Source organism: Acidovorax sp. 22279 (assembly GCF_052045435.1).
GTDB lineage: Bacteria > Pseudomonadota > Gammaproteobacteria > Burkholderiales > Burkholderiaceae_C > Acidovorax > Acidovorax delafieldii.
In genome coordinates, this window is record NZ_JBQEOV010000001.1 from 19,251 (window position 1) to 43,784 (window position 24,534).

Consider the following 24,534-nt stretch of genomic DNA (forward strand, 5'->3'; position numbering starts at 1 on the left):
GGGTACGAAGACTTCCGGTGGGTAAGCGATGTGTGCGTGGAAAAGTCAGACGCCCGCGCCTGATCAGAGCGCGGGCAGCGGCATGGCCTGCTCGATCAGGCTGGCGTGCAGCGCAGCGCCCAGCGGCAGGATGTCATCGTTAAAGTCATACCGACTGTTGTGCAAGGCGCTGCCGCTCGATCCTGTGCCCTGGCCAATGCGCAGATAGGCGCCCGGCTTGTTCTGCAGCATGAAAGAGAAGTCTTCAGCGCCCATGCTGGGCTCCAGGTCGCGCACCACGTGGTCGGCCCCCAGCAGCGACTCGGCCACATCGCCCGCAAAGATTGCTTCGCTTTCGCTGTTGATGGTGGCGGGGTAGATGCGTTCGTAGTGCACCGTGGCCGTGGCACCGAAGCCGAGCGCAATGGCGCTGCACAACTCCTTGAGGCGCTTCTCCACCATCTCCTGCACCAGCGGGTCGAAGGTGCGCACGGTGCCTACTAGCGTGGCCGTGCCGGGCAGCACGCTGAAGGCACCCAGGTCGCCTGCCTGCATCGCGCACAGGCTGACCACCGCACTGTCGATGGGCCGCACATTGCGCGAAACGATGCTCTGAGCTGCGGTGATGATGTGGGCCGCGACCAGCACAACGTCCACCGTCTGATAGGCGTGCGCGCCGTGGCCGCCACGCCCAGTGATCTCGACCGTGAAACGGTCGGCGGCTGCCATCATCGGACCTGCATTGATCCCCACGGTGCCGGGCTTCATTGCGGGCCAGTTGTGCATGGCAAAGATGGACTGCACGGGGAAGCGGTCAAACAACCCGTCTTCCATCATCACGCGGGCACCGGCAAAGCCTTCTTCGCCCGGCTGGAACACCAGCACGGCGGTGCCATCGAAGTTGCGGGTTTCGGCCAGGTAGCGCGCAGCGCCAATCAGCATGGCGGTGTGGCCGTCATGGCCGCAGCCGTGCATGAGGCCCTGCTTGCAGGACTTCCAGGCGAAGTCGTTGTGCTCGGTCAGCGGCAGGGCATCCATGTCGGCGCGCAGGCCCACCATGCTACCGCTGGCGCTGCTGCGCCCCCGAATGACGCCCACCACACCCGTGCGCCCGATGCCTTCGTGGATCTCATCCACACCGCAGAGCTTCAGCGCTTCCTTGACGCGCTTGCTGGTGTAGATCTCTTCGAAACCCAGCTCCGGATGGGCATGCAGGTCACGCCGCAGTGCCGTCAACTCAGGGTGGTACTGCGCGATGTGAGCGAAGGCGCGGCCACCAGCTTTCAAACGGGGGCCTTGCATCAATGGCCTCCTGCCTTGCCAACGCGCAGTCGAGGATCGACCGCGAAGTACAGCAGGTCAACCACCAGGTTGATCACCACAAAGATCAACGCAATCAGGCACAGGTAAGCGGCCATCACGGGAATGTCAGCGAAGGTCACAGCCTGGATGAACAGCAGGCCCATGCCTGGCCACTGGAACACCGTCTCCGTGATGATGGCAAAGGCGATCAGGCCACCCAGTTGCAGACCTGTGATGGTCAGCACGGGCACGAGAGTGTTCTTGAGGGCGTGGCCAAAATGGATGGCCCGATTGGACAGGCCACGAGCCCGGGCGAACTTGATGTAGTCGGTGCGCAGCACCTCCAACATTTCGGCCCGCACCAGCCGCATGATCAGCGTGAGCTGGAAGATGGCCAGCGTGATCGCAGGCAGGGTGATGTGGTGCCAGCCCTTGGCCTTGAGCAAGCCGGTGCTCCACCAGCCCAGCTGCACGACCTCACCCCGACCAAAGCTGGGGAACCAGCCCAGGTGTACGGCAAACACCAAAATCAACAAGATGCCGATCAGGAAGGTGGGCAGGGACACTCCCAGCAGGGACAGTGTCATGAACAGCTGGCTGGTGAAGGTGCCGCGCTTGAGGGCGGCATACACGCCCATCGGCACACCAATGACCAGCGCGAGGAGGGCTGCAACCAGCGCTAACTCGAGAGTGGCCGGGAAGCGCTCGGCAATCAGGCGCGACACCTTGGCCCCCTGGCGCAGGCTCAGTCCAAACTCACCCTGCGCTGCATTCACCAGAAAGTGCCAGAACTGCACAAAGAAGGATTTGTCCAAGCCGAGGGCGCTGCGCAACTCGCGGATCTGCTCGGGGGTGGCGTCCTGGCCCAGCAGGAACACCACGGGGTCTCCCACGTACTGGAACAGCATGAAGGAGATGAAGGCTACCGTGACCATGACAATCACAGCCTGTATCAGGCGGCGCAAAATAAAGGCAAGCATCAGAGAGTCGAGTGAGTGTTCGATGGAAGTGCCGCCGCCACTTTTGGTGACTGGGGCACTGCGGGTCAATACATCGTCAGATATACCAAAGAAAGCAAGGGCCGCATGGCCCTTGCTTTCAGTCTGTCAAGAATAAATCAGTTCACCTTGACGGTGCGCATGTCCACGCGGTTATCGGCACGGTGCACCAGTTCGATGTTCTTCTTCATGGCCCATGGGATCACCTGGTCATGCAGAGGAATGTGGGACACGGTGTCGTTGGACAGCTGCAGCGCCTCGGTCAGCATGCGAGCGCGAACAGGCGCATCGGTCTCGGCCTTGATGCGGTCCACCAGATAGTCCATGCGCTGGTTGCTGTAGCGACCCACGTTGTAGTTGCCGTCACCGCCCTGGCCCACGGTGCGCACCAGCGATTGCAGGCTGTACAGCGCGTCGAATGTCGGCACGCCCCAGCCCAGCATGTAGATGCTGGCTTCGTAGCGCTGGATCATCGGGAAGTAGTTGACCAGCGGCAGCGTGCGCAGCTTGGCCTTCACCCCCACGCGCGCCCACATGGCCGTCACAGCCTGGCAGATGGCTTCGTCGTTGATGTAGCGGTTGTTGGGGCAGGCGAAATCCACTTCAAATCCATCGGGGTAACCCGCCTCGGCCAGCAGCTTCTTGGATGCATCAACGCTGTATGGAAAACGCTTGCCAACAGCCTCTGTGTAGCCAGCCACTTGCGGCGCAACGATGGTGCCGGTGGGCTTGCCCAGACCGCGCATGATGTTGCGCGAGATGGTTTCTGCATCAATCGCCTGGTAGAGCGCCTTGCGCACCCGCACATCCTTGAGCGGGTTCTTGCCCTTGATGTTCGAGCCCGGCAGCTCTTCGCGGAACTGGTCCATGCCGAGGAAAATTGTGCGGTTCTCCACGCCATCAATCACCTTCAAGTCAGGGCTGGCGCGCAAGCGACCCAGATCCTGAGGAGACGGGTCGAGCACCAGATCCACTTCACCCGACAACAGCGCAGCAATGCGTGTGGCTGCGGACTTGATGGGTGTGTAGATGATCTCGGTCACATTGCCGTCCATCTTGCCCCACCAGTTGGGGTTGCGCTTGAACACCATCTTCACATCAGGCTGCCACGACTCCAGGGTGTAAGGGCCTGTGCCCATGGCGTTGCGGTGGGCAAAATTTTCGTCGGTGCCCTTGATATCTTTGGGCTCAACCGACTTATTCTTTTCCGCCCAGGCCTTGCTCATGATGCGTAACTCGGTCATCTGACGCAGCAAAACCGGATTGGGCGAAGACAGGATGACGTCAAAGTTCTGCGCATCCACCTTCACCACTTTGCTGATGCCCTGAACGTAGGGGGTGAAGTTGGACGTTTTGGCCATGGCCCGCTGGATGGAGTACACCGCATCGTCGGTGGTCAGCGGCGAACCATCATGGAACTTCACGCCCTGACGCAGCGTGAAGCGCACCTGCGTGGGGCTGATCTCCTTCCAGGCGGTTGCCAACACGGGCTCCACATCGAACGTCTTGCTGTTGTAGTACACCAGGCTTTCATACACGTTGGCATGAAGGCCGTTTTGCAGCGCATTATTTTGGGAGTGAATGTCCCAGGTCGCGATTTCTCCCTGACTGGCCCATTTGAAAGGCTTGGCCTGCAATGACGGCGCAAACAGCAGCGCGGCAGCAGCAGCCACCGACAAAAGACTGTGGTTGAGTTTCATGGAACCCTCTTGATTAAAAGTTTTACTATGCAGTAAAGGTTGCTCTATAGCCAACGGGAAATCCCTGAATCCCCGATGCCACGAAGGGCCTATAACTGCGCTGGCAACGCTTTCGTCATGCAAGGTTGGTGCCAGCAGCTGAAACTTTGCTTTCGCGAGTACCAATTGGCACTCATGCGGTTGCTCACGAGGGCGATATCGCCTCGGCACCTTTTCAATAAACCTTGGGCCGATGTACCGACGTTGGACCTCCTAACCGCGGTTCTTGAGCCCCTAGTCGCTACGGGAACACCGGGCGCATGGCGGCAATCGGCTGCAAAACACAGCCAAAGCTCCGCATGAGCGCTCCTCCTTGGAACACCAACCAGGGAGTCAATTGGCATCAACCAAACACACCAACAAAGGCTCTCTCAGGAACAAAGCATTCAAGCAAACAACCCGAGAAATAAAAAAGCCGCCCGAAGGCGGCTTTTGAGCTTGTATATCAACAACTGGCCAAAGCCAGCTGACGATATTAGAAGCTGTGACGGATACCGAAGTCGTAACCGTTGGAGTTGCTGTTCACACCGGTCACAGCGCCGTTCAGAGCTTGTGCAGCGCCGTTCTTGTTGGTCAGGTGAGCGTACGTTGCGTACAGAGCCGTGCGCTTGGACAGGTTGTGCACATAGCCCAGAGCCAGCTTGTTCGTACGGGGATCAGCACCCACGGTGTCGATCTTGTAGGTGGAGTAAGCCAGACGAACTTCGCCAGCGCCCACGGGGATCAGACCACCGATCAGGAAGCCCTTGCCGTCGTTGCCGCCGCTGATCTTGTCTTGGTTGTAGTGAGCCATGATCTTAGCCATGCCCAGGTCGTATTGACCGCCCAGGTTCACAGCCTTGATGTTGCCCGTCAGGAACTTGGTTTCGGAGAAAGCGATAGCGGCGTTGATGGGGCCGTTAGCGTAACCAGCGCGCAGTGCCAGGCCGTTGCCGTCCTTCTTGTTGGCAGCGTTGCTGTTGTTCTCACCCATGTAGTACTGGGCTTGGCCGTAGAAACCACCCAGGTTGCCAGGCAGGAAGTAGCCGATGGAGTTCGAAGCGCGGATGGTGGTAGGGCCGCCCAGGCTGGAGTTCAGGGTTTGGGTGGTGCCCACGCCGTTCGTGCCGAACGGATCGAACACGGTCAGGTTCCAGAATTGGGGGGTGTAGTCACGGCCCAGACGCACTTCACCGAAGCCGCCGTTCAGGCTAACCGTCGAACGACGGTTGAACACCAAGCCGCCGCCAGTGCTGGTAGCTGCTTGGTTGTTGGTGTTGGTAACGCCGCCGGTGCCGTTGTCGTTGTTCAGACCAGCTTCGAGCCAGAACGAAGCGGACATGCCGCCACCCAGGTCTTCAACGCCGCGGAAACCCAGACGGCTGCTGTTGTAGCCGGAGTTCGTCAGTTGCGACTTGTTAGAGACGCTGCCGGAACCGTAAGCGTAGGTTGCGTCAACCACGCCGAACAGGGTCACGGAAGATTGAGCCATTGCAGCGCCGGAAGCAGCCAGCACAGCCAGGGCAATCAGGGATTTTTTCATTGCGAGTTACTCCAAGGTTAAACATCGGGCTCCGGTACGGGGGGTCTATGGTGAAAGCACCTGCACAGTCCCGCCGGTTTCCCGGGCCAACCTCCTGGTGGGGAAGTTGCTCTTATTGCACCAGACCCGGCCGGGTTTCGCAAAGGAATTCACCCACAATCGCCCCGAAAGGGGAAATTCGTTGCAGTGTTGCAACATTTCAGTGCGCACGGGCAAAATCACGATTGCTGCATGCAACTCCTGTGCCTTGCCTTGCGGTTTTTTGTATCCAAGTGCAATTTGTGTTTCGACACCATTGCCATTCGAGAGCTTTCCATGGACGCTTTTTTGACTGCCGCAGACAACGCGCTGCGCACACTGTTTGCCCAACCCCGAGCTTCCGAACAGACACCGGCACACGGTGTGCCCGAGGCGTCGCTGGATCCTGCGCAGAAAAAGCTGGCGGGAGCCCTGATGCGCGTGAACCATGTGGGGGAAGTGTGCGCCCAGGCACTCTACAGTGCGCAGGCGGCCGTCACCCGTGACCCCGCCCTGCGGGACCACCTGCAGGCAGCGGCGCGCGAAGAGACAGACCATTTGGCATGGACACAACAGCGCCTGGACGCACTGGGCGCACGCCCCAGCCTGCTCAACCCTCTGTGGTTCGCAGGGGCTTTTGCGCTCGGGCTGGTGGCTGCCAAGGTCAGCGATCGGGCCAACCTGGGTTTTGTGGTGGAGACGGAAACCCAGGTGGCCGCGCATCTGCAAAGCCACCTCGACAGGCTTCCCGAGCAAGACCAGGCGTCAAGGGCCGTGGTCGCCCGGATGAAGCAGGACGAGGAGCGGCACGCAGACCAGGCCCGCGCCGCCGGTGCGCTGGAATTGCCCGCCCCGGTGCGCCTTGCCATGAAAGGCGCCGCCAAGGTCATGACCACCACGGCGCACTATCTTTGAACCCCAAGCTGGCTCACGCAGGCAGCAGGCGCACCAAAACATACGCGCCGCAACCCGCTCAGCCTGGCAGTCCAGACCACTACACGCGCCCCCTCAGACCTCCAGCACTTCGAAGCCGGTGGTGATTTCGGCTGTCTTGCCCAGCATGATGCTGGCCGAGCAGTACTTGTCGTGGCTCATGGCAATCGCGCGCTCCACGGCGGCTGGGGGTATGCCCTTGCCCGTGACGGTGAAGTGCATGTGGATCTTGGTGAACACCTTCGGGTCGGTCTGCGCACGTTCCGTCGTCAACTTGACGCTGCAGCCGCGCACGTCATGGCGGCCGCGCTTGAGGATCAGCACCACGTCATAGGCGGTGCACCCGCCCGTGCCCGCCAGCACGGTCTCCATGGGCCGGGGCGCCAGGTTCTGGCCGCCGTTGGCGGGGTTGGCGGCATCGGGGGCGCCGTCCATGGTCAAAACATGGCCGCTGCCGGTTTCGGCCACAAAACCCATGCCAGAACGGGTTCCCGCCCCGCCGGTCCAACTGACTGTGCATTCCATTTGTGTTTCTCCTGTGTGACACGTGGTTTTTTTCGCACGGAAAACCGAAACGAAAAGAATTTGATGCGAATTTTGCTGCATCGCAACAAGACTCGCGCTAAACTTCGCCCATGCGCTGCCGCTTTCGAACAGAAAGGAACCGGCAGGCGGCAAGAAGCCCGGAACCCGGCACTTGCCTCGCACCGATTGTCTCCTCCATCTCCTCAAAGGATGGATTAGCCCCAGGCCTCACGGCCCGGGGCTTTTTTTTGCTCGGTCGCCCTGCGCCGCAACAGGCAGCCCGCCCAGAGGCCTCCGCCCCTGCCCAGGGCGACGCCCTATGATGTGGGCCCCCGCCCGCCGCCCTGCGCCGGTGGGGCTCTCCTCCTGCACCTGCCATGACCCAGCACCTCACCCCCGCCGACTACCTCAAGAAAATCCTGACTGCCCGCGTGTACGACGTGGCGGTGGAGTCGGCGCTGGAGCCCGCCAAGAACCTCAGCCGCCGCCTGCACAACAAGGTACTCCTGAAGCGCGAAGACCAGCAGCCCGTGTTCAGCTTCAAGTTGCGGGGCGCTTACAACAAGATGGCGCACCTCACGCCCGAGCAGCTGCAGCGCGGCGTGATCTGCGCCTCGGCCGGCAACCACGCCCAGGGCGTGGCCATGAGCGCCCACCGACTGGGCACGCGCGCCGTGATCGTGATGCCCACCACCACGCCGCAGCTCAAGATTGATGCCGTGAAGACCCTCGGTGGCGAGGTCGTGCTGTTTGGCGAGAGCTATTCCGACGCCTACGGCCATTCCGTCCAGCTGGAAAAGGAACAGGGCCTGACCTTCGTGCACCCGTTCGACGACCCGGACGTGATTGCCGGCCAGGGCACCATCGCCATGGAGATCCTGCGCCAGCTGCAAAGTCTGGGCAGCAACCAGCTCGATGCCGTGTTCGTGGCGATTGGCGGCGGCGGACTCATCTCGGGTGTGGCCAACTACATCAAGGCCGTGCGCCCCGAGATCAAGGTGATCGGGGTGCAGATGAACGACTCGGACGCCATGATCCAGTCGGTGCAGGCCCATGAGCGCGTGACGCTGGCCGATGTGGGCCTGTTCTCCGACGGCACGGCCGTGAAGCTGGTGGGCGAGGAAACCTTCCGCGTGGCACAGGGCCTGGTGGATGACTACATCACCGTCGATACCGACGCCGTCTGCGCCGCCATCAAGGATATCTTTGTGGACACGCGCAGCATCGTCGAGCCCGCCGGGGCGCTGGCTGTCGCTGCCATCAAGCAGTACGTGGCCCAGCGCAAGACCAAGGGCGAGACCTACGCGGCCATCCTGTGCGGCGCCAATATGAACTTCGACCGGCTGCGCTTTGTGGCCGAGCGGGCCGAGGTGGGCGAGGAGCGAGAAGCGCTGCTCGCTGTCACCATTCCGGAAGAGCGCGGTAGCTTCCGCCGCTTCTGCGAGGTGGTGGGCGGCCTGCCCGGCGGCCCGCGCAACGTGACCGAATTCAACTACCGCATCAGCGACGCCGCCCGCGCCCATGTGTTTGTGGGCCTGACCACCAACGGCAAGGGCGAATCGGAAAAGATCGCCAAGAACTTCAACCGCCACGGCTTCGAGGCGCTGGACCTGACACACGACGAGTTGGCCAAGGAACACCTGCGCCACTTGGTGGGCGGGCATTCGGCGCTGGCGCAGGACGAGCGCCTGATGCGCTTCACCTTCCCCGAACGGCCCGGTGCGCTGCTCAAATTTTTGAGCCTGATGCAGCCGACCTGGAACATCAGCCTGTTCCACTACCGCAACCAGGGCGCGGACTATGGCCGCATCCTGGTGGGCATGCAGGTGCCGCCCGAAGACAAGGCGGCCTTCGACGCCTTCCTGGCCACGCTGGGCTACCCCTATGTGGAAGAAACGCTGAACCCGGCCTACCGCCTGTTCCTGCGCTCCAAATAATGCCAAAAATGGCTGCAAGCGCTAGTTGAACATGCCTTGACAGCTATCAAAAAAGAAGCATCGAGCAACAACTGCACACCATGCAAGCCCTGCGCCACTACCTGCTGGCCGTGCAGTTCTTCACCCGCATTCCCGTCACCGGTCGGCTGGCGCAGTGGGTGGGCTACAGCCCGGCCATGCTGCGGGCCAGCGCGGCGCACTTTCCGGGCATCGGCTGGCTGGCGGCGCTGCTGTCCACGGCCGTGTACGCCGCGCTGCACTGGGCGCTGGCGCCCAACCCGCTGGCCCCGGCCGTGGCCGCCGTGTTCTGCACCGTCGCCACGGTGCTGATGACCGGTGGTTTCCATGAAGACGGCCTGGCCGACGTCGCCGACGGCCTGGGCGGCAGCTACGACCGCGAACGCGCGCTGGACATCATGAAGGACTCGCGCATCGGCGCCTTCGGGGCCATGGCGCTGGTGCTGGCGTTGCTGGCCAAGCTCAGCCTGTTGGCGCTGCTGGGGGCGCACAGCCTGCCGGTGGCACTGGCGGCCCTGGTCGGCGCGCATGTGTTGTCGCGCTTTTGGCCCCTGCTCATCGTGCGCAGCCTGCCGCATGTGGGTGATACGGCGCGGTCCAAAAGCAAGCCGCTGGCCGACCAGATCTCCGGCCACGCACTGGTTGCGGCACTTTTATGGTGTTTTCCACCCCTTGCGCTAGTCGGATATGCCCAGACAGCTCTCTTTTTGGTAGCACCCATTGCTCTCAGCGCGCTCTGCGCGGGCTGGATGGCGCGCTGGTTCGCCCGACGGCTGCAAGGCTTCACCGGCGACTGCCTGGGCGCCACGCAGCAGGTGAGCGAGATCGGGTTCTACCTGGGCGCGGCCATCGCACTGCGATGGCTATGACGCCCCCCCCTGCCGCCACCAGCAGCCGCCTGTGGCTGGTGCGCCATGCAGCCCCGCTGGTTCCTCCGGGCACTTGCTACGGCGCGTGGGACGTGCCGGCCGACGCGCAGGCCACCCGCGCTGCGGCAGAGCGCTTGGCAACGGCCCTGCCCCCGGGGGGGCGCGCTGCGTGCGTGGCGTATTCCACGCTACAAAGATGTGAGCTGCTGGCGCATGAATTACAAGCGCTCAGACCGGATTTGACCTTCACTCCCGACGCCCGGCTGCGCGAGATGGACTTCGGCCGCTGGGAAGGGCAGCCCTGGGACGCCATCGGCAAAAGTGCCATCGACACCTGGGTGGCCGGGTTCGCCACCCACGCACCCGGCGGGGGCGAAAGCCTGGCCCACATGCTGCACCGCGTGGCGGCAGCCCTGCAGACCGCCCAGGCGTGGCGCACTGAACAGGGCGTGAATGAGGTGGTGTGGATCACCCACGCCGGAGTGGCCCGCTGCGTGGCCTGGTTGCAGGAGCGGGGTGAGAGCGCTCTGCCCCGCTCAGAGGATTGGCCGGTGGCGGCGCCGGGCTGGGGGAAATGGGAAATCAGGGAACTGGCCTGAAGCTGTAGGCCAGCAGGTGCCTAGTTCTTAAGCGGCATGTCCAGCGTCACCGTAGCGGGTCCGCCCATGCTGGTCCCCAGTTGCGCCTGGCGGGGGCCCAGGGCCTGCAACACCAAGCCTTCGTCCACCGCAGCGCCCACGCGGAAGGGCTTGGCGGGCTTGCCGTCCACGGCAATCAGTGCCGCACCGCCGCCGCTGCTGCGCCCCGACAGCACCCCGATCAGAGTGAACCGGCTCGCGGTGGGTGCCACCGGCGCTGCCACGCCAGAGGCTGCAGGCGCAGCACCCAGCAAACGCGCCAGCGCCTGCGCGTCCATGGCCACTGGGGCGGGCGCCACTGCCGGGGCGGAGGACGCGGACGAAGGCGCCGACAGGCGCAGCCCCCAATAGACCACACTGGCGCCGGCTGCTGCCCAGAGCACCAGAGTCCCCAGGCGGACGCCCCATTTGCTGTACGTATTGGTCACCATGCGGGGATTATGATTCACGCGATTCGACCATCCGAGAGACCGCCAGCAGTGAACACTTCTTTCTCCCTCCTCGTGCGTTCCGCCCCCCGCCGCGTTGCCAAGTCCGTGGCCCGTGGTTTCACCCTCATCGAGCTGATGGTGGTTCTGGTGATCATCGGCGTGCTGGCCGCGCTGATCGTGCCCAACGTGCTCGAACGTGCCGACGATGCCCGCGTGACGGCCGCCCGCACCGACATCACCAACATCATGCAGGCGCTCAAGCTCTACCGCCTGGACAACCAGCGCTACCCCACGGCCGAGCAAGGCCTGCAGTCGCTGGTCATCAAGCCCACTGCGGGCCCCGTACCGGGCAACTGGAAGCTGTACCTGGAAAAGCTGCCCAACGACCCCTGGGGCCGCCCTTACCAATACCTCAACCCCGGCATCAAGGGCGAGATCGACGTGATGTCGTTCGGCGCCGATGGCCAGTCGGGCGGCGAAGGCAAGGACGCCGATATTGGCAGCTGGCAGTAAAGAAATGTGGCCCCCACGGTCGTGCTCTGGCGTGTCACTCCCTGCTCCCCACAGCAGGCTCGCCCCGCGCTTCGCTGGTGGATGGGGCCCGGCCTTGCTTGGGGCGGCCCGGCGCTGCGGCCGTGCGCCTGGTGGATGCGCCGTGACCGTTGCGACCTCCCATCGCGCAGCTTCATGAACCGCTCGCGCGGATTCACCCTCCTGGAGCTGCTGGTGGTCATCAGCATCATGGCGCTGGCCACGGCGGGCGTGGGGCTGGCGATGCGCGATGGCGGACAGACGCAACTGGAGCGGGAAGCCGCGCGGCTGGCGGCGCTGCTGGAATCCGCGCGTGCACAGTCCCGCGCAGGGGGCATCCCCGTGCGCTGGCGCGCGCTGCCAGGGGGTTTCCGTTTTGAGGGGCTGCCGCGCAACGCGCAGGCCGCCCTGCCCAACCAGTGGCTGGACCCCGGCACCGTGGTGCGCGGGCCGGCAGTGCTGCTACTGGGCCCCGAGCCCCTGATCGGCCCGCAGCAGGTGCTGATCACCCACCAGTCCTCCCCCGACCGCACCCTGCGCATTGCCACCGACGGCGTGCGCCCGTTTTCCGTGGATGCGGTGCAGTGAGGATGCGCCGCCCTCTCATCGGCCACCGGGGTTTCACGCTGGTGGAAGTGCTGGTGGCGCTGGCCATCGTGGCCATTGCCCTCATGGCGGGGCTGCAGGCCACGACGGCGCTCACGCGCAACGCCCTGCGGCAGTCCGACATCGTGCTCGCGCAGCTCTGCGCGGAGAACGAGCTGGTCAAGGCCCGACTCTCGCGCCAGATGCCCAGTGTGGGGGACAGCAACCTGACCTGCGAGCAGGCCGGGCGCCAGCTGCAGGTGGTGACCATCGTGCGGCCTACGCCCAACCCGAGTTTTCGGCGCATCGATGCGCAGGTGCTGGACGGGGACAACTCCATCCTGCGCCTCTCCACCATCATCGGGCGGTATTGATGGTGATGTCTTCTCCCCCAAGTCGCTTCGCGCGCTCCCCTTTCAGGGAGGACGACGGCCTTGGCTGCGAGGCAGCCCTGGCGGGCCGACCTCGCGCTGGCATTGCAGCCGTGGCACGGCCCCGGGGGGCGCGCGGTTTCACACTCATCGAGCTACTGGTCGCCATCAGCGTGATGGCGTTGATTGCCATCCTGAGCTGGCGCGGGCTCGATGGCATGGTGCGGGCGCAGGAGTCCACGCGCCAGCGGGCAGACGAGATGCTGGTGCTGCAGGCTGCGCTGGGGCAGTGGGGTACGGACCTGGACGCCCTGATGCCCGTTGCCAACACCACGCCGCTGGACTGGGACGGCCAGGTGCTGCGCCTCACCCGCCGCAGCAGCGCCGTGCCCGACGAGGGTGCGCTGGTGGTGGCCTGGACACGCCGCAACAACAACCAGGGCGTGGGCCAGTGGCTGCGCTGGCAGTCGCCGCCGGTGCGCACCCGCGCCGACTGGCGGCAGGCCTGGGAGCAGGCCGCCCAGTGGGCGCGCACGCCGGGCGACGCCGAGCGGCGCTACGAGGTGACGCTGCTGCCGCTCGACAGCTGGCAGATCTTCTACTACCGGGGCGGCGCGTGGTCCAACCCGCAGTCGAGCACGGGCACCTCGTCGGGCGACAGCACCTCGGCCATTCCGGATGGCATTCGCGTGCAGATCACCCTGCCCCCGGGCCAGGCGCTGGCAGGCCAGCTGACGCGCGACTGGGTCAACCCCGTGCTGGGCGGAGGCAGATCGTGAGTACCCCCCTGAGCGGCTGCGCCGCCTCCCCCCAGGGGGACGCCACCCGTGGCCTGGCAAAGCCAGCTCCACGGTGGCACCCGCTGCGGCAACGCCCATGGCACAGGCACAGGGCGCGCGGCGCCGCGCTGCTCGCCGCCATGCTCACTGTCACGCTGGTCGCCACCTTTGCGGCGGCCGCGATGTGGCAGCAGTGGCGCGCGGTGGAGGTCGAGACGGCCGAGCGCGGCCACGTGCAGTCCACCTGGATCTTGGTCGGTGCGCTCGACTGGTCGCGGCTCATCCTGCGCGAGGACGGGCGCTCCGGCGGGGCCGACCACTTGGCCGAACCCTGGGCCATCCCCCTGCAGGAGGCCCGGCTGTCCACCTTCCTCGCGGCCGACAAGAACGTGACCCAGGTGGACGATGCCAGCACCGACACCACCGAGGCCTTCCTGTCGGGCCAGATCACCGACCTGCAGGGCCGCCTGAACATCACCAACCTCGCGGAGGGCGGGCAGGTGCAGGCCGTGGCGCTGCGGCAGTTCACCCGATTGTTCGAGCGCCTGGGCCTTCCCGGACAACAACTGAGCACCCTGATCGACGGCCTGCGCCGCGCGCAAGCGGGTGCGGGTGCCGACAGCGGCTCCGCCCCCCTTCTGCCGCCCAGCGTGACCCAGCTGGGGTGGCTGGGCCTGACCCCGGCCACGGTGGCGGCGCTCGCCCCGCATGTGACGCTGCTGCCGGTGCGCACCCCGGTCAATCTGAACACCGCCGACATCAACGTGCTGATGGCCGCCATCGACGGGCTGGACAGCGCCACGGCCCAGAAGATCGTGCAGACCCGCGAGGCGCGGCACTTCCGCACCCTCAGCGACGTGCGCGACCTGGTGGGCGCCAGCATCGACATCAACGAAAGTGCCCACGCCGTGGCCTCTTCGTACTTTGAAGTGCGGGGCCGCCTGCGGCTCGGCGATGCGATGGTGGACGAGCGCTCTTTGGTGCGCAAACAGGGCATCGACGTGACCACACTGTGGCGCGAACGCGGCGCCTTCGACCGGGAAACCACGCAACTGCTGCCCGGGGCACAGCGCTGAGGGTGTAACAACCCTCACACTGCACCCACCCACACCGCCGCTGCGTCACGCCCGCCCCCTAAAATGGCCCGCAAAACCCGCCCATGAGCACCCTGATCCTTTTCCTGCCGCCGGCCCGCCCGGGACCCGCCTCCGAGTACGCCTACACGCTCACGGCAGACGGCCATTCCGCCCTCCAGCACGCCACCGCACCCGCTGCCCTGCTGCCCGAGCCCACCCGCCCCGGCGGCGAGGTCGTGGCCGTGGTGCCCGCACGGGCGCTGTCGTGGCAGCGCGTGACCATTCCGGCCGGTGTGCCGCTGGGCGCCGGCCAGCAGACGCCCCGGCTGCGCTCGTTGCTGGAAGGCCTGCTGGAAGACCGCGTGCTGGACGATGCCAGCCAGCTGCACTTTGCGCTGCAACCCGGCGCACAAAGTCGTGCGCAGGCCGGCGAGCCGGTGTGGGTGGCCGTGTGCGACCGCGCCTGGCTGCGCGAACACCTGCAGGCGCTGGAGGCCGCAGGCCGCCGCGTGGCCCGCGTGGTGCCCGAATTTGCGCCCGGCCCCACGGCCAGCGGCCAGCCCGAGCTGTGTGCCCTGGGCACGCCCGAAGAGGCCTATGTGGTGCTGACCGGCCATGGCGCCGACCAAGGCGTGGCGGTGCTGCCGCTGACCCCCATGGCCCTGACACTGGCACGCGCCGGCCTGCCGACCGCCGACAATGGCGACGACCCAGCCCTCATGGTCCGCGCCGAGCCCGCCGTGGCTGCACTGGCCGAACGCACCCTGGGCCAGCAAGGCCAACGCATTGCCCTGCACACCACCAGCCAGCGCGCGCTCGATGCCGCCCGCGGCGACTGGGACCTGGCGCAGTTCGACCTGTCCAGCACCAGCAGCACCCGCGCGCTGCGCAAAGTGGGCAGCGCGCTGAGCGCGGCGCTGTATGCCCCGCAGTGGCGTGCAGCCCGCTGGGGCGCGGGCGTGCTGGTGGTGGCGCACCTGGTGGGGCTCAATGCCTGGGCCTGGCAAGAACGGCAGGCGCTGGCCGCCAAACAGGCCAGCGTACGCAACACCCTGACCCAGACCTTCCCCAAAGTGCAGGTGGTGGTCGATGCGCCGGTGCAGATGGAACGCGAACTCGCCCAGCTGCGGCAGGCTGCCGGCAGCGTGTCGGCGCGCGACCTGGAGCCCCTGCTGGCGGCGGCTGGAGCGGCCTTGCCCGATGGCCGCCTGCCCAGCAGCATCGAATACACGCCCGGCGAGCTGCGCCTGCGTGGCGTAACCCTGGCGCCCGATGAAGAATCTGTGGTGTCCGGCCGCCTGCAAGCCGCCGGGTACCGTGCCCGCGTGGACGATGGCAGCCTGTTGCTGCGCACCGAGGTGAGCCCATGACCCGATCCTCCGCCCTCCAGGACCGCTGGAAAGCCCTGGCGCCCCGCGAGCAGAACCTGGTGCTGGCCGCCGCCGCGGTGGTGGCGCTGGCCCTGCTGTGGTGGGTGGCCGTCGCCCCCGCGCTCGGAACCTTGCGCGCCGCGCCCGCGCGGCACGCCGCACTCGACGCCCAGCTGCAGCGCATGCAAAGCCTGCAGGCCGAGGCCCAGCAGCTGCAGGCCACACCCGCCACCAGCCCCGGCGATGCCGTGGGTGCGCTGCGCACCGCCCTCACGCAGCGCCTGGGCAACACGGCACAGCTCAACGTGGCGGGCGACCGCGCCACGGTCACGCTCAAAGGGGCTTCGGCCGACGCGCTGGCCCAATGGCTGGCCCAAGCCCGCAGCAATGCCCGCGCCACGCCGCTGGAAGCGCGGCTGACCCGCAGCGCTGCCGCGGCGCCCGCCGGCAATGCGCCCGTCACCCTGGGCAGCGCGCCCGTGGCCATGCCCCGCTGGGATGGCACCGTGGTGCTGGCCCTGCCCACCGCCCCGGCCCGCTGACCCGCGGACTGACCTGAACAATACATTCCCCCCGTGGCCCGCAACCTCCGTCCGACACGCCCTGCCCCCCGCTCCGCCCTCCGCACGGCGTGGGGCTGGGCATGGGCCGGTGCGCTGGCCGGCGTGCTGCCCGCCGTGGTGGCCTTTGCGCCCGCGCACTGGCTGGCCGGCGGCGTGGCCCGCGCCACCCAGGGACAGGTGCTGTTGCTGCAGCCAAGGGGCACGGTATGGACCGGCTCGGCCCAATTGGTGTTGACCGGCGGCAATGCCAGCAAAGACAGCGCCGCCCTGCCCGGCCGGGTGGACTGGCAGCTGCGCCCTACCTGGGGCGGGCTAAGCGCCCAACTGCACGCAGGCTGCTGCACGCCCGAGCCCCTGCGGGCCCAGGTGCACCTGCGCTGGGCCGGCCCGCAAATCACTGTGGCCGACGGCCAGAGCCAGTGGCCCGCGGCCTTGCTGGCGGGCCTGGGCACCCCCTGGAACACCCTGCAGCCGCAGGGACAGCTGGCACTGCAGACACGCGCGCTGACGGCGCAATGGGCTGCTGGCCGCATGGTGCTGTCGGGCCAGGCCCAGATGGATGCGCGGGCCATGTCCTCGCGCCTGTCCACCCTGCGCCCCATGGGCAGCTACCGGCTGGTGCTGCAGGGCGGCGAGGTGCCCACGCTCGCCCTCAGCACCCTCGACGGGGCCCTGCAACTGAGCGGCAGCGGCCAGTGGGTGGGCAACCGCCTGCGCTTTGCGGGCGAGGCCAGCGCCACCCCCGAGCGGGAGGCCGCGCTGTCCAATCTTCTGAACATCATCGGACGGCGCAATGGCGCGCGCTCCATCATCACCGTGGGTTGAATCTATGACTTTCCTGTTTGCTCCACGCCTGCGCTTCACTCTCAAAACCATAGCAGCCAGCGCAATATTTACCTGCGCCAGTGGCCAGATTGGCGCCCAGACGGCGGTGGACACCCGCACCGGCAGCGTGCGCCCCAGCGAACCCGTCACGCTCAACTTTGCCAACGCCGAGATCGAGGCCGTGGCCCGCACCATGGCCACCATCACCGGCCGCAACGTGGTGGTGGACCCACGGGTCAAAGGCCAGCTCAACCTCGTGACCGAGCGCGCGGTGACGCCTGCCGCCGCGTTCCAGCAGTTCCTGGCCGCGCTGCGGCTGCAGGGCTTCACGGTGGTGGAGGCGGCCGGCCTGTACAAGGTGGTGCCCGAGGCCGACGCCAAGCTGCAGGGCGGCAGCGTGAGCGTGGTGCAGGGCAACGCCGGCAGCGCGCCCGGCGGCGGGCAGATCGTCACGCAGATATTCAAGCTCAACTTCGAAAACGCCGCTAATCTGGTGCCGGTGCTGCGCCCGCTCATCAGCCCCAACAACACCATCAACGTGAACCCCGGCAACAACTCGCTGGTGATCACCGACTATGCCGACAACCTGCAGCGCCTGGCGCGCATCGTGGCGGCCATGGATGTGTCCAACGCCAGCGATGTGGAGGTGATTCCGCTCAAGAACGCGATTGCCAGCGACCTGGCACCGCTGGTGTCGCGCCTGATCGACGGCGGCAGCGCCAACGGGGGTGCCGCAGCCGCGGCCGCGCCCGGCCAGGCCGACACCGCGTTCAAGACCACCCTGATTGCCGAGCCGCGCAGCAACTCGCTGATCCTGCGTGCCGCCAACCCGGCCCGCGTGGCCCAGGTGCGCGCCCTGGTGGCCCAGCTGGACCAGGCCCCCGCGCCGGGCAGCAGCGCGGCCAGCGGCAACATCCATGTGGTCTACCTCAAGAACGCCGACGCCACCAAGCTGGCCACCACCCTGCGCGCCGCCATGGCGGCCATGGGTGGCGGCAATGGCGGTGCGGCCAGCAGCGGTGGCGGTGCCAGCTCGCCCGCACCCAGCACCGGGCTGAGCACCGGGGGCATGCTGTCCACCAACGGCAGCTCGTCCGGCAGCAGCACCAGCGGCGGCCTGGGATCCAGCACCAGCGCAATGGGCACCAGCAGCACCAACAACAACCAGCCCTCCACCGGCGGTCAGATCCAGGCCGACCCCACCACCAACTCGCTCATCATCACGGCGCCCGAGCCGCTGTACCGCCAGCTGCGCGACGTGATCGACAAGCTCGACGGCCGCCGCGCGCAGGTGCTGGTCGAGAGCCTGATCGTCGAGGTCTCTGCCAACAAGGTGGCCGAGTTCGGCATCCAGTGGCAGGGCATTCTGGGCAAAAACGGCGATGGCACCGTGGGCGTGATCGGCACCAACTCCGGCGCGGCCGGTGCCAACATCCTGAACGTGACAGCCGCCCTGGCCTCGGGCTCCACCACCTCCATCGCGACGGCGGCCAGTTCGCTGGGCAAGGGCCTGAACCTGGCGCTCGCACCGCGCATCAACGGCCAGTACTACCTGGGCGCGCTGGCGAACTTCCTGCAGAACAGCGGCGATGCCAACGTGCTCTCCACCCCCAACCTGATGACGCTGGACAACGAAGAGGCGCGCATCATCATCGGCAACAACGTGCCCTTCGTGACCGGCTCGTACGCCAACAGCACCGGCAGCAGCACGGTGAACCCGTTCACCACGGTGGAGCGCAAGGACGTGGGCCTGATGCTCAAGGTGCGTCCGCAGATCAGCGAGAACGGCACGGTGAAGATGGCGATCTACCAGGAGGTCTCCAAGATCGACACCGCCACGCTGAGCAACGCCAACGGCCCCACCACCAGCAAGCGCTCCATCGAGTCGAACGTGGTGGTGGACGATGGCAGCATCATCGTGATTGGCGGCCTGCTGGAAGACAGCTACTCGCAAGGCCAGGACAAGGTGCCGGTGATGGGCGACATCCCGGTGCTGGGCAACCTGTTCCGCAGCGAGAACCGCACCCGCAACAAGACCAACCTGATGGTCTTCCTGCGCCCCATTGTGGTGCGTGATAACGCCACCAGCGACGCATTGATGATGGACCGCTACGAGGCCATCCGCGCGCTGCAGCAGACCACCCAGCCCGCGCCCAGCGTGGTGATGAAGTCGGTGTCGGGCGCACCCATCCTGCCCGCACTGCCACAACGCACAGAGCCCGGCGCCGCCACCGTGCCTACACAGCCGCTGGCGCCCCTGCCCGCAGAGACCTCGCCACGCTGAAGAAGAGAAGAGCCGCCACCCATGCGCCACCCCCTGCCCTACGCCTTTGCCCGCACCGCCCAGCTGCTGCTGGAGGACGACGGCCACCAGCTGGTGCTGTGGCACGGCCCCAGCCCCGATGCGGGCGCGCTGTCCGAAGTGCTGCGCAAGCACCCGGTGCAGCAACTGCTTGCGCTCGATGCCCCGGCCCTGGCCCAGCGCATCAGCGCGGCCTATTCGCACAGCGAATCGAGCGCCGCCACCGTGGTGAGCGAGGTCGAGAGCGACGCCGACCTCTCGCGCATGATGCAGGAGCTGCCGGCCGTCGAGGACCTGCTGGAATCAGCCGGCGACGCACCCATCATCCGCATGCTCAACGCCCTGCTCACGCAGGCCGCGCGCGACGGCGCGAGCGATATCCACATCGAGCCCTACGAGCGCCACAGCAGCGTGCGCTTTCGCGTGGATGGCACGCTGCGCGAAGTGGTGCAGCCCAACCGCGCGCTGCATGCCGCCCTGATCTCGCGCCTGAAGATCATGGCCGACCTGGACATCAGCGAAAAACGCCTGCCCCAGGACGGCCGCATCAGCCTGCGCCTGGGCACCCGTGCCATCGACGTGCGCGTCTCCACCCTGCCCAGCGCGCACGGCGAGCGCGCCGTGCTGCGCCTGCTGGACAAGAGTGAAAGCAAGCTCAGCCTGGAGGCCGTGGGCATGCAGGGCGACACCCTGCGCCGCTTTGAGGGCCTGATCGGCCAGCCGCACGGCATCATCCTGGTCACCGGCCCCACGGGCTCGGGCAAGACGACCACGCTGTATGCTGCGCTGGGCCGGCTGGACGCCACGCGCAACAACATCATGACGGTGGAAGACCCCATCGAATACGAGCTGCCGGGCGTGGGCCAGACCCAGGTCAACAGCAAAATCGAGCTGACCTTTGCCAAAGCGCTGCGCGCCATCCTGCGGCAGGACCCGGACATCATCATGATTGGCGAAATCCGCGACTTCGAGACCGCGCAGATCGCCATCCAGGCCTCGCTCACGGGCCACCTGGTGCTGGCCACCCTGCACACCAACGACGCGGCCAGCGCGGTCACGCGCCTGACCGACATGGGTGTGGAGCCCTTCCTGCTGTCGTCGTCGCTACTGGGCGTGCTGGCCCAGCGCCTGGTGCGCAAGTTCTGCAGCCACTGCCACGGCGCGGGCTGCGAGCACTGCGGCCAGACGGGTTACACCGGCCGCACGGGCGTGTTCGAGTTGCTGGTGACCACGGACGCGATCCGGGCACAGATCCACAACCAGGCCTCAGAGGCCGACATCCGCACCGCAGCGCTGGCGGGTGGCATGGCGCTGATGCGGGACGACGGCGAACGCCTGATTGCCGCCGGCATCACCAGCCGCGAAGAAGTGCTGCGGGTGACGCGAGACTGATTTGCTACGTTTTTGATAGCCGTTAGCGCATGAAGCACTAGCGCTACCAGCCAAAAACACTTCAAACTACCGGATCTGCAGCGCGGGCCGGCGCCCCACCTGGGCCATCGCAGGTGCGGCGGGCGTTGCGGGTGCCGAGGTGCTAAACGCCGGGGATGCCGTCGCGCCATCCTGCAGCTTGAACTGGCTGACCGCGCTGTTGAGGTGGTGCGCCTGCTCGCGCAGCGACTCGGACGCTGCGGTGGACTCCTCCACCAGCGCCGCGTTCTGCTGGGTCATCTGGTCGAGCTGGGTGACCGACTGGCTGATCTGGCCGATGTTGTCGCTTTGCTCGGCCGACGAAGCGGTGATCTCCGCAATGATGTCGGACACGCGCCGCACGCTGCTCACGATCTCGGTCATGGTCTGGCCGGCCTGGCTCACCAGGCGCGAGCCGTCTTCGACCCGCTCCACCGACGAACCGATCAGGCCCTTGATCTCCTTGGCAGCTTCGGCGCTGCGCTGCGCCAAGTTGCGCACCTCGCTGGCCACCACCGCAAAGCCACGGCCCTGCTCACCGGCACGGGCGGCTTCCACCGCCGCGTTGAGCGCCAGGATGTTGGTTTGGAACGCAATCGAATCGATCACGCCCGTGATGTCCGCGATCTTGCGCGAGCTGGTGGTGATCTGGTCCATGGTGGTCACCACCTGCGACACCACGGCGCCGCCGCGTGCAGCCACCTCGGCGGCGGACGAGGCAAAGTCGCTGGCCTGGCGCGAGGCCTGGGCGCTTTGCTGCACGGTGCTGGTCAGCACCTCCATCGATGAGGCGGTCTCTTCCAGGTTGGCCGCTGTCTGCTCGGTGCGGTGGCTCAGGTCATGGTTGCCGCTGGCGATCTCGGAGCTGGCGGTGGAGATGTTGCCCGCCGCGTCCTGCACCTGGCGCACCAGGTCACGCAACGAGTCCTGCATGCGGCCCATGGCGCCTACCAGCTGGCCCACTTCATCCTGGTTCATGGCCGCCACATCGCGCGACAAGTCGCCACTGGCAATGCGTTCGGCCAGCTCCTGCGCCTGTCCGAGGGATTTTGTGATGGAACGCACGCTGAAGAACGTGAGCGGAATCAGCACCGCCAGCGCCAGCACCAGGCCCACACCAATCAGCGCGGCCATGGTGGAGGTGCGCGATTCGACACCCGCGCGGGCCTCGTCCATCTGCGCACGAGCCGAACCCGCCAGGCTGGAGAACAGCTTGTCGGTGGCTTCCATGTGGACCTTCAGGCGGTCGGCGTAGGCGCCGCCCCCTGCGCCGTCAAGCTGCGCGCCCTCGATCTTCTCGAAGATGGGTGAGATGCCAGTTTCGTACTGCTTGATCTCGTCGAGCGATTTGTCGATCGAGGCCACAAACTCGGCATCGCCCGACTGCACTTGCCGCACATCGGCCAGGCGCTTGCGCAGGGAGGTCAGGGTTTTGGCCCAGGACTCGCGCAGGGCAGAGACCTCGACCGAGTTGTTGAAGTTGATGATGATGTCTTTTTCGGTCCGGCGCAGGTCACCCAGGGTGGTGCGCAGCTCGGACATGTCGGTCAGCGTCTGCACGCGTTCTGAAAACAGCACCTGCAGCGTGCCGCGCGTTCGGTCCAGGGCCACGTAGCCCATGGCACCAATGACGACCAGAAGGATCAGGGAAAAGACGGTTCCGAAGTAGAGACGCGTGCGGATGGAGAAGCGGCCGAGAGCATTCATGGCTCTTCCTTACATTTTTTAACAGACAGTCCAGCATAGCAAATTTGGTGCCACACACACCCCCCGCCTTCTGGGCCGGGGGTGGGCGGGACTATATGCCGGGCAAGACGGTCCACCGCACAGGGTAAGCACGGCCCCGGGGCCCTGTTTCAGGGAATCCTCGGGGCCAGTAGCTGCGCTTATTGCGCTGCTGTCACACGGGCTTGAGCGGGATGTACAGCTCGCCCCCGCCCTTCTGGAACTCCGCCGCCTTGGTCTGCATGCCCTGGGCCAGGGCGTCAGCCTCGGCCACACCCTTCTGGGCGGCGAAGTCACGCACCTCCTGGGTGATCTTCATCGAGCAGAACTTGGGGCCACACATCGAGCAGAAATGCGCCACCTTGGCCGAGTCCTTGGGCAGGGTCTCGTCGTGGTATTCCTTGGCGGTCTCAGGGTCCAGGCCCAGGTTGAACTGGTCCTGCCAGCGGAAGTCAAAGCGCGCCTGGCTGAGCGCATCATCGCGCGAGCGAGCGCCGGGGTGGCCCTTGGCCACATCGGCCGCGTGGGCGGCGATCTTGTAGGCAATGATCCCCTGCTTCACGTCGTCGCGGTCGGGCAGTCCCAGGTGCTCCTTGGGCGTCACGTAGCACAACATGGCCGTGCCCATCCAGCCGATCATGGCCGCGCCAATGGCCGAGGCAATGTGGTCGTAGCCGGGGGCGATGTCGATGGTCAGCGGGCCCAGGGTGTAGAAAGGCGCCTCGTGGCAGGTCTTGAGCTGCTCGGTCATGTTGGCCTGGATCATGTGCATGGGCACATGGCCCGGGCCTTCGATCATGGTCTGCACGTCGTGCTTCCAGGCCACCTGGGTCAGCTCGCCCAGCGTGTGCAGCTCGGCAAATTGCGCTTCGTCGTTGGCATCGGACGCGCAGCCAGGCCGCAGGCCGTCACCCAGGCTGAACGACACGTCGTACGCCTTCATGATGTCGCAGATGTCTTCGAAGTGCTCGTACAAAAAGCTCTCGCGGTGGTGCGCCATGCACCACTTGGCCATGATGGAGCCGCCGCGCGAGACGATGCCCGTGCGCCGCTGCGCCGTGAGGTGGATGTAAGCGAGGCGCACGCCCGCATGGATGGTGAAGTAATCCACGCCCTGCTCGGCCTGCTCGATGAGCGTGTCGCGGAAGATCGCCCAGGTCAGGTCTTCGGCCACGCCGCCCACCTTTTCCAGCGCCTGGTAGATCGGCACGGTGCCAATCGGCACGGGGCTGTTGCGCACGATCCAGTCGCGCGTGGTGTGGATGTTCTTGCCAGTGGACAGGTCCATCACGTTGTCGGCGCCCCAGCGGATCGCCCAGACGAGCTTTTCTACTTCTTCTTCGATGCTGGAGGTGACGGCCGAGTTACCGATGTTGGCGTTGATCTTGACCAGGAAGTTGCGGCCAATCGCCATCGGCTCCACCTCGGGGTGGTTGATGTTGGCGGGGATGATGGCGCGGCCCCGGGCCACTTCGTCGCGCACGAACTCGGGCGTGATGATGCGCGGAATGCTCGCGCCCATCGGGTTGCCCATCAGGCGCTTCTCACGGCCTGCGTCCTGCATGTACTGCTCCATCCACTCGCGCTTGCCGTTTTCGCGGATGGCCACGTATTCCATCTCGGGCGTGACGATGCCCTTCTTGGCGTAGTGCATCTGCGTGACATTGGCACCCGCCTTGGCGCGCAGGGGCTTGCGCTGCAGCGCGGCGGCCTCGGCGCGCAGCTGGGCGAGGCGGGTGGCATCTTCGCTCTTTTGGCCGTCGTCCAGAGCTACGGGGGCGCGGCCTTCGTAGTGCTCCACATCGCCACGGCCGGTGATCCAGCCACCGCGCACGCTGGCCAGGCCCTGGCGCACGTCGATCACGGCGTTGGGATCGGTGTAGGGGCCGGAGGTGTCGTACACGCTGACCAGCTCGCCGTTGGTGAGCGCGATGTCGCGCACGGGCACGCGCAGGTCGGTGTGCAGGTGGCCGGGGATAAAGGCCTTGCGGGATGCGGGGAAGGGTTCGCGGGTGCGGGCGAGCAGCTCGGCGAACTTTTCAGGGGCAGCCAGTGTGGCGTGGGGATCGGGGGCGTTCATGGGCAGGT

Annotated in this window: 22 protein-coding genes; 14 read left to right on the plus strand and 8 right to left on the minus strand. The window is 66.2% G+C overall.

Annotated elements, in window-relative coordinates; genetic code table 11:
• Window positions 1–63: 63 nt before the first annotated feature.
• From ACTJKQ_RS00085 to ACTJKQ_RS00100, 4 genes are all read right to left on the minus strand, one after another.
• A complete protein-coding gene (locus ACTJKQ_RS00085; protein WP_015012585.1) occupies window positions 64–1,281 on the minus strand; it encodes a M20 aminoacylase family protein in 1,218 nt (405 codons plus the stop codon).
• Window positions 1,281–2,261, minus strand: coding sequence for an ABC transporter permease (locus ACTJKQ_RS00090; protein ID WP_015012584.1), 981 nt, complete (start codon window positions 2,259–2,261; stop codon window positions 1,281–1,283). Before ACTJKQ_RS00090 ends, ACTJKQ_RS00085 begins: the two co-directional genes overlap by 1 nt.
• Before the next feature lie 137 nt (window positions 2,262–2,398).
• Window positions 2,399–3,979 (minus strand): ABC transporter substrate-binding protein, encoded by a 1,581-nt coding sequence (locus ACTJKQ_RS00095; RefSeq protein ID WP_440595644.1) that lies wholly within the window; start codon window positions 3,977–3,979, stop codon window positions 2,399–2,401.
• A gap of 514 nt (window positions 3,980–4,493) precedes the next feature.
• Entirely contained in the window at window positions 4,494–5,540 is a 1,047-nt protein-coding gene (locus tag ACTJKQ_RS00100; protein WP_395452834.1) for a porin, read from the minus strand.
• A 315-nt stretch (window positions 5,541–5,855) separates the two neighbouring features.
• On the opposite strand from ACTJKQ_RS00100, the gene coq7 reads away from it, so the two are divergent.
• Complete coding sequence (gene coq7 / locus ACTJKQ_RS00105; protein ID WP_056646690.1) at window positions 5,856–6,473, plus strand: 2-polyprenyl-3-methyl-6-methoxy-1,4-benzoquinone monooxygenase; 618 nt, start codon at window positions 5,856–5,858, stop codon at window positions 6,471–6,473.
• Window positions 6,474–6,566: 93 nt separating this feature from the next.
• Here coq7 and ACTJKQ_RS00110 read toward each other — a convergent pair whose 3' ends face one another.
• Window positions 6,567–7,016, minus strand: coding sequence for an OsmC family protein (locus tag ACTJKQ_RS00110; RefSeq protein ID WP_056745242.1), 450 nt, complete (start codon window positions 7,014–7,016; stop codon window positions 6,567–6,569).
• A 377-nt stretch (window positions 7,017–7,393) separates the two neighbouring features.
• Between ACTJKQ_RS00110 and ilvA the strand changes: the two genes are divergently transcribed.
• From ilvA to ACTJKQ_RS00125, 3 genes are all read left to right on the plus strand, one after another.
• The gene (ilvA, locus tag ACTJKQ_RS00115) at window positions 7,394–8,953 is read left to right on the plus strand and encodes a threonine ammonia-lyase, biosynthetic (protein ID WP_015012579.1); all 1,560 of its coding nucleotides are present in this window, start codon (window positions 7,394–7,396) and stop codon (window positions 8,951–8,953) included.
• An 80-nt stretch (window positions 8,954–9,033) separates the two neighbouring features.
• A complete protein-coding gene (locus tag ACTJKQ_RS00120) occupies window positions 9,034–9,840 on the plus strand; it encodes an adenosylcobinamide-GDP ribazoletransferase (RefSeq protein WP_440595645.1) in 807 nt (268 codons plus the stop codon).
• Window positions 9,837–10,439: a histidine phosphatase family protein gene (locus ACTJKQ_RS00125; protein WP_440595646.1), complete on the plus strand. Its 603-nt coding sequence runs from the start codon at window positions 9,837–9,839 to the stop codon at window positions 10,437–10,439. The genes ACTJKQ_RS00120 and ACTJKQ_RS00125 overlap by 4 nt, the downstream gene beginning before the upstream one ends.
• 20 nt (window positions 10,440–10,459) lie before the next feature.
• Here the strand turns inward: ACTJKQ_RS00125 and ACTJKQ_RS00130 are convergent, their stop codons facing one another.
• On the minus strand, window positions 10,460–10,909 hold the full coding sequence (locus ACTJKQ_RS00130) for a type II secretion system protein N (RefSeq protein WP_056059159.1): 450 nt from the start codon (window positions 10,907–10,909) through the stop codon (window positions 10,460–10,462).
• Between the two features lie 48 nt (window positions 10,910–10,957).
• Between ACTJKQ_RS00130 and gspG the strand changes: the two genes are divergently transcribed.
• The 10 genes from gspG to ACTJKQ_RS00180 all read left to right on the plus strand — a co-directional run bounded on the left by gspG (window position 10,958) and on the right by ACTJKQ_RS00180 (window position 20,703).
• A complete protein-coding gene (gene gspG / locus ACTJKQ_RS00135) occupies window positions 10,958–11,422 on the plus strand; it encodes a type II secretion system major pseudopilin GspG (protein ID WP_056745246.1) in 465 nt (154 codons plus the stop codon).
• A gap of 174 nt (window positions 11,423–11,596) precedes the next feature.
• Window positions 11,597–12,028, plus strand: a complete 432-nt coding sequence (locus tag ACTJKQ_RS00140; protein ID WP_440595647.1) for a prepilin-type N-terminal cleavage/methylation domain-containing protein — start codon at window positions 11,597–11,599, stop codon at window positions 12,026–12,028.
• A gap of 2 nt (window positions 12,029–12,030) precedes the next feature.
• Window positions 12,031–12,399, plus strand: coding sequence for a type II secretion system minor pseudopilin GspI (gene gspI / locus ACTJKQ_RS00145; protein WP_056059169.1), 369 nt, complete (start codon window positions 12,031–12,033; stop codon window positions 12,397–12,399).
• 5 nt (window positions 12,400–12,404) lie between these two features.
• Complete coding sequence (locus ACTJKQ_RS00150; protein ID WP_440595648.1) at window positions 12,405–13,175, plus strand: PulJ/GspJ family protein; 771 nt, start codon at window positions 12,405–12,407, stop codon at window positions 13,173–13,175.
• An 83-nt stretch (window positions 13,176–13,258) separates the two neighbouring features.
• Window positions 13,259–14,251: a type II secretion system minor pseudopilin GspK gene (gspK, locus tag ACTJKQ_RS00155; RefSeq protein WP_440595925.1), complete on the plus strand. Its 993-nt coding sequence runs from the start codon at window positions 13,259–13,261 to the stop codon at window positions 14,249–14,251.
• 83 nt (window positions 14,252–14,334) lie between these two features.
• Window positions 14,335–15,621, plus strand: coding sequence for a type II secretion system protein GspL (gspL, locus tag ACTJKQ_RS00160; protein WP_440595649.1), 1,287 nt, complete (start codon window positions 14,335–14,337; stop codon window positions 15,619–15,621).
• A complete protein-coding gene (gspM, locus tag ACTJKQ_RS00165; RefSeq protein ID WP_440595650.1) occupies window positions 15,618–16,163 on the plus strand; it encodes a type II secretion system protein GspM in 546 nt (181 codons plus the stop codon). The genes gspL and gspM overlap by 4 nt, the downstream gene beginning before the upstream one ends.
• Before the next feature lie 33 nt (window positions 16,164–16,196).
• Window positions 16,197–17,009 carry a type II secretion system protein N gene (gene gspN / locus ACTJKQ_RS00170; protein WP_440595651.1) on the plus strand — a complete coding sequence of 271 codons (813 nt, stop codon included), beginning with the start codon at window positions 16,197–16,199 and terminating at the stop codon, window positions 17,007–17,009.
• A gap of 4 nt (window positions 17,010–17,013) precedes the next feature.
• Complete coding sequence (gene gspD / locus ACTJKQ_RS00175; RefSeq protein WP_440595652.1) at window positions 17,014–19,293, plus strand: type II secretion system secretin GspD; 2,280 nt, start codon at window positions 17,014–17,016, stop codon at window positions 19,291–19,293.
• Window positions 19,294–19,314: 21 nt separating this feature from the next.
• Window positions 19,315–20,703: a GspE/PulE family protein gene (locus ACTJKQ_RS00180; RefSeq protein WP_056059185.1), complete on the plus strand. Its 1,389-nt coding sequence runs from the start codon at window positions 19,315–19,317 to the stop codon at window positions 20,701–20,703.
• A gap of 66 nt (window positions 20,704–20,769) precedes the next feature.
• On the opposite strand, the gene ACTJKQ_RS00185 is transcribed toward ACTJKQ_RS00180, so the two are convergent.
• Window positions 20,770–22,428: a methyl-accepting chemotaxis protein gene (locus tag ACTJKQ_RS00185; protein ID WP_056059188.1), complete on the minus strand. Its 1,659-nt coding sequence runs from the start codon at window positions 22,426–22,428 to the stop codon at window positions 20,770–20,772.
• A gap of 193 nt (window positions 22,429–22,621) precedes the next feature.
• Window positions 22,622–24,499, minus strand: a complete 1,878-nt coding sequence (thiC, locus tag ACTJKQ_RS00190) for a phosphomethylpyrimidine synthase ThiC (protein ID WP_440595926.1) — start codon at window positions 24,497–24,499, stop codon at window positions 22,622–22,624.
• Window positions 24,500–24,534 lie beyond the last annotated feature (35 nt).

Coding starts and splice junctions, on each gene's coding strand:
- ACTJKQ_RS00085 (WP_015012585.1), bottom strand. CDS start 1,281: ATGCAAGGCCCCCGTTTGAAAGCTGGTGGCCGCGCCTTCGCTCACATC.
- gspD (WP_440595652.1), top strand. CDS start 17,014: ATGACTTTCCTGTTTGCTCCACGCCTGCGCTTCACTCTCAAAACCATA.
- gspL (WP_440595649.1), top strand. CDS start 14,335: ATGAGCACCCTGATCCTTTTCCTGCCGCCGGCCCGCCCGGGACCCGCC.
- ACTJKQ_RS00095 (WP_440595644.1), bottom strand. CDS start 3,979: ATGAAACTCAACCACAGTCTTTTGTCGGTGGCTGCTGCTGCCGCGCTG.
- ACTJKQ_RS00120 (WP_440595645.1), top strand. CDS start 9,034: ATGCAAGCCCTGCGCCACTACCTGCTGGCCGTGCAGTTCTTCACCCGC.
- ACTJKQ_RS00110 (WP_056745242.1), bottom strand. CDS start 7,016: ATGGAATGCACAGTCAGTTGGACCGGCGGGGCGGGAACCCGTTCTGGC.
- ACTJKQ_RS00090 (WP_015012584.1), bottom strand. CDS start 2,261: ATGCTTGCCTTTATTTTGCGCCGCCTGATACAGGCTGTGATTGTCATG.
- ACTJKQ_RS00130 (WP_056059159.1), bottom strand. CDS start 10,909: ATGGTGACCAATACGTACAGCAAATGGGGCGTCCGCCTGGGGACTCTG.
- coq7 (WP_056646690.1), top strand. CDS start 5,856: ATGGACGCTTTTTTGACTGCCGCAGACAACGCGCTGCGCACACTGTTT.
- ACTJKQ_RS00125 (WP_440595646.1), top strand. CDS start 9,837: ATGACGCCCCCCCCTGCCGCCACCAGCAGCCGCCTGTGGCTGGTGCGC.
- ACTJKQ_RS00185 (WP_056059188.1), bottom strand. CDS start 22,428: ATGAATGCTCTCGGCCGCTTCTCCATCCGCACGCGTCTCTACTTCGGA.
- ilvA (WP_015012579.1), top strand. CDS start 7,394: ATGACCCAGCACCTCACCCCCGCCGACTACCTCAAGAAAATCCTGACT.
- ACTJKQ_RS00100 (WP_395452834.1), bottom strand. CDS start 5,540: ATGAAAAAATCCCTGATTGCCCTGGCTGTGCTGGCTGCTTCCGGCGCT.
- ACTJKQ_RS00180 (WP_056059185.1), top strand. CDS start 19,315: ATGCGCCACCCCCTGCCCTACGCCTTTGCCCGCACCGCCCAGCTGCTG.
- ACTJKQ_RS00150 (WP_440595648.1), top strand. CDS start 12,405: ATGTCTTCTCCCCCAAGTCGCTTCGCGCGCTCCCCTTTCAGGGAGGAC.
- gspM (WP_440595650.1), top strand. CDS start 15,618: ATGACCCGATCCTCCGCCCTCCAGGACCGCTGGAAAGCCCTGGCGCCC.
- gspI (WP_056059169.1), top strand. CDS start 12,031: ATGCGCCGCCCTCTCATCGGCCACCGGGGTTTCACGCTGGTGGAAGTG.
- ACTJKQ_RS00140 (WP_440595647.1), top strand. CDS start 11,597: ATGAACCGCTCGCGCGGATTCACCCTCCTGGAGCTGCTGGTGGTCATC.